Origin of the sequence: Methylocucumis oryzae, assembly GCF_000963695.1 — a bacterium.
GTDB lineage: Bacteria > Pseudomonadota > Gammaproteobacteria > Methylococcales > Methylomonadaceae > Methylovulum > Methylovulum oryzae.
On sequence record NZ_LAJX01000251.1, the window covers coordinates 1 to 4,002 of the forward strand.

4 protein-coding genes and 1 pseudogene are annotated in these 4,002 nt (G+C 44.6%); all 5 read right to left on the reverse strand.

The window, feature by feature from the left end:
• Window positions 1-44 precede the first annotated feature (44 nt).
• The 5 genes and pseudogenes from VZ94_RS19120 to VZ94_RS19135 all read right to left on the reverse strand — a co-directional run bounded on the left by VZ94_RS19120 (window position 45) and on the right by VZ94_RS19135 (window position 3,716).
• The gene (locus VZ94_RS19120; RefSeq protein ID WP_045780456.1) at window positions 45-1,592 is read right to left on the reverse strand and encodes a 2-isopropylmalate synthase; all 1,548 of its coding nucleotides are present in this window, start codon (window positions 1,590-1,592) and stop codon (window positions 45-47) included.
• A gap of 234 nt (window positions 1,593-1,826) precedes the next feature.
• Window positions 1,827-2,965, reverse strand: a pseudogene (pqqE, locus tag VZ94_RS19125) (pyrroloquinoline quinone biosynthesis protein PqqE).
• Window positions 2,943-3,044 carry a hypothetical protein gene (locus VZ94_RS33360; protein ID WP_439097752.1) on the reverse strand — a complete coding sequence of 34 codons (102 nt, stop codon included), beginning with the start codon at window positions 3,042-3,044 and terminating at the stop codon, window positions 2,943-2,945. The pseudogene pqqE and the gene VZ94_RS33360 overlap by 23 nt, the downstream one beginning before the upstream one ends.
• Complete coding sequence (locus VZ94_RS19130) at window positions 3,032-3,217, reverse strand: hypothetical protein (RefSeq protein ID WP_439097753.1); 186 nt, start codon at window positions 3,215-3,217, stop codon at window positions 3,032-3,034. Before VZ94_RS19130 ends, VZ94_RS33360 begins: the two co-directional genes overlap by 13 nt.
• 25 nt (window positions 3,218-3,242) lie before the next feature.
• The gene (locus VZ94_RS19135; protein WP_045780457.1) at window positions 3,243-3,716 is read right to left on the reverse strand and encodes a Uma2 family endonuclease; all 474 of its coding nucleotides are present in this window, start codon (window positions 3,714-3,716) and stop codon (window positions 3,243-3,245) included.
• Window positions 3,717-4,002 lie beyond the last annotated feature (286 nt).

Consider the following 4,002-nt stretch of genomic DNA (forward strand, 5'->3'; position numbering starts at 1 on the left):
CTAGGAGATGTAACGCCACGTCGTTTAGACGTGGCGTCAGTCAATTAAACTTCAGTCTTTTGAGGATGTTGCCGTTGATCAGGTGATTGCAGTTTATTCACCGCATTGATGTATGCTTTAGCCGAAGCGATAACAATATCGGTATCCGCACCTAAGCCATTCACAATACGGCCTGATTTTTCCAACCTAACCGTAACCTCGCCTTGAGAGTCAGTACCATTAGTGATGTTATTCACTGAATACAACGCCAAAACAGACTCTGATTGCACTAGTTTTTCTATCGCTTTAAAGCTGGCATCGACGGCACCGCTACCTTCACTATTACCGGTAACTTCTTTATTATCCACTCTCAGCGTTACTTGTGCATTAGGCACTTCGCCTGTTTCTGAGCAGACTCTCAACGACACAAGCTTGACAAATTCGTCTTCGGCTTCAAAGCCAACTTCTGAAATCAACGCTTGCAAATCTTCGTCGAAAATTTCGTGTTTTTTATCGGCTAATTGCTTAAAGCGAGAAAAGGCATCATTAATCTCTTCTTCCGAATTAAACTCAATGCCTAATTCGTTCATGCGAGTTTTAAATGCGTTTCTGCCAGAATGCTTGCCTAAAACCATACGATTAGCAGACCAACCAACGTCTTCAGCACGCATGATTTCGTAAGTCTCGCGGCTTTTCAACACGCCGTCTTGATGAATGCCTGCTTCGTGAGCAAACGCATTCGCACCGACAATGGCTTTATTCGGCTGCACTGGAAAACCCGTTATGGACGACACCAGCTTAGAACAGGTCAAAATTTCCCGCGTTTCAATACGCGTTTGACACGCGAAAACATCTTGCCGCGTACGCACAGCCATCACGACTTCTTCTAACGACGCATTGCCTGCACGCTCGCCCAAACCGTTAATCGTACATTCGACTTGTCTAGCGCCATTCATAACCGCTGCCAATGAATTAGCCACCGCTAGCCCTAAATCATTATGACAATGCACGGAAAAAATCGCTTTATCTGAATTCGGTATACGATGAATCAAATTGGCTATGGTAGCGCCGAATTGTTGCGGTACGCTGTAGCCCACGGTATCGGGGATATTTAACGTTCTTGCACCGGCATCAATGACGGCTTCTAAAATACGGCACAAAAAGTCCTCTTCAGAACGACCCGCATCTTCTGGCGAAAATTCGACATCATCGGTGTATTGCCGTGCGCGTTTAACTGCGCGTACTGCATGCTCAATGACCTGCTCTGGCGTCATATGCAGTTTCATTTGCATGTGAATCGGTGACGTTGCAATAAACGTGTGAATCCGTGAACGGCTCGCGTCTTTAAGCGCGGCACCGGCCCGATCAATGTCGTTATCTAAGGCTCTGGACAAACCACATACGGTACTGTCTTTAATTACTTTCGCCACTGCCTGCACGGCTTCAAAATCGCCTGGGCTGGCTGCTGGAAAACCAGCTTCAATCACGTCTACCCGCAAACGCTCTAAAGCTTTAGCGATTCTGACTTTTTTTTCATCGCGGGTCATCGATGCGCCGGGACTCTGTTCACCATCGCGCAAGGTCGTATCAAAAATAATCAATTGTTCTTTCATGTTAACTCCAAACGTTAGCTTATCTCAGCGCTGGCGCTGATAAAAATGACAGTGTGATAATGATAAGAAACTAATGTCTGCCCACTAGGGCAGTAATGTTAATAAGAGGGGTAACACGAAGAACAAATAGAGGCTGACCGAATGAAATCCGGTAGGTACTATTGCTAAAATGGGAGAGGATGAATGGTTCATGCGCTGGACTATACCTGAATGATAGCGGATCGGCAAGGAATTTTAGCTGGGTTTAGTCTGACTAAACTGCTTGGAATTTTTACTATTCCTAAAAATAAGCGGTTGTTCGCCCTGACTATTACATTGCGCTTGTTGTATCGCCTCGTGCATTACGCCATGCTTAGGTGACTTGCTACAGACCGGGTCAGTGTTATACATATCGCCTGTGAGCAAGTACGCTTGACAACGACAGCCGCCAAAATCTTTGGTTTTTTCTTCGCAGCTTAAGCATGGCTCCCGCATCCAGTCGAAGCCACGAAAGAAATTAAAGGCTTTGGACTCACGCCAGATTTGTTCAATACTAAAATCTTTGACATTCGGGCAATCCAAACCCGGTAATAACCGCGCAGAATGGCACGGTAAGGCCATGCCGTCGGGTGCTATGGTTAAAAATGTCGTCCCCCAGCCGTTCATACAGGCTTTCGGCCTGTCTTCGTAAAAATCCGGTACGACGTAATAAATTTTCATTTTACCGGCAACCTTTTCTTTAAACGCTTGTGCGATGGCTTCGGCTTGTTGGAATTGTTCTTTAGTTGGCAATAACGCATTACGGTTCACATGCGCCCAACCATAATATTGCGTATTGGCGAGCTCTAAATAATCCGCGCCCAACTCTTCCGCCATCGCTAAAAATTTCCGGCATTTGCTCGATATTCGCTCTGTGCAGAACTACACATAACACCATAGGATAGCCATGTTTTTTAACCCATCGCGCCACTTGCTTTTTATGCTCGAACGACTCCGTACCGGCAATAAAAATCATTTAATTCTTTAGAGCTGGCTTGAATGCTGACTTGAATATGATCTAACCCGGCTTGTTTTAGCTCAACGACTTTGTCTTCAGTTAAGCCATAACCTGAAGTGATTAAATTGGAGTAATAGCCTAATTCTCTGGCATATTGCACCAACTCGGTCAAATCCTTGCGTATCAACGGCTCACCACCGGAAAAACCGAGTTGCACCGCTCCCATTTGACGCGCCTGGGTTAATACTCGCTGCCAATCTTCAGTGCTTAGTTCCGTGTTATGCGCTGCATAATCTAATGGATTCGAGCAATACGGGCATTGCAATGGGCAAGCATAAGTCAGCTCGGCTAGTAACCAGCGCGGTGGTGTGATTTTATGCATACTGCACCCAGCCATTTTTTAATGCGACATCGATAAAGGCTGTAATATCATTAGTTAAGCCTTGGGTTTGAAATTTAGTCTCTAGGATTTCCACAATCTGCGGCAATGTATGCGCTCCATCGCAGCACTTTTAAAATTTTCCGCCGAACTTTGGTTAAGCTCAACCATGCCCTCAGGATATAAAATCACATATTTTTGCTGGGCATCTTCCCATTGCAACCTATGAGTCGACGAAAATTTAATTAAGGCTTCAGGATTAATGGTCATGAGAGATTTGCTAATACGTTAGTTGTTAGTTGATGGGAAGAGCCAGCGTGACGCCAAAACTCGATTGCGTCTTAAGACCTTGGGCATCATAGTATTCAACAATACCATTTTCCCAAACGACCCAAACTTCGCTAGCACCAGCTTGTAAGTAATAACCGACTTTGTTACGCATTTCTTCTTTGGAATTAGACGGCGATACGATTTCTATACAAATATCTGGTGCATGAGAATAAGGCGTTTCATAACCATATTGTCTGATAAACGCGTCGGAACACCAAGCCACATCAGCGACTTTAACACCATGTTCCGTTTGTACCGAACATTCGGTGATTGCTTGGCCTTTTTTTAATTTGCGTTCTAGCAGTGCAGCAATATAGGTCTGCATACGGCCATGTTTGTTTGATGCCGGTGTCATTTCTACTTTGCCATAGCGGTTTAACTCTATTTTAAACGGCAAGTCTTTAAAATAAGGGCTTGTGATGACTTCTGACCATTCCATAAAATTCCCTTAACGTAACAATAGATTGTTATAAACTAACGGCTGAAAAGTTAAAACTCATTGACTGTCAACCGCTACAATCTTTCCGGTATGATCAAGCGAAATGACTAAACCACAAGCAAATATCCGCTCTGCCTTAATACTGGAATTCGGACACGCAGATGCGAGTTGAGGTTGAATATCGCCAAGATGGTGCCCAACGAAATATGGGCGCACAAGCAATAAGAGCATTGAGATCATGCGCGTTGTTCATTAATAGTCATATCAACAGCATAACAGTTAGCGC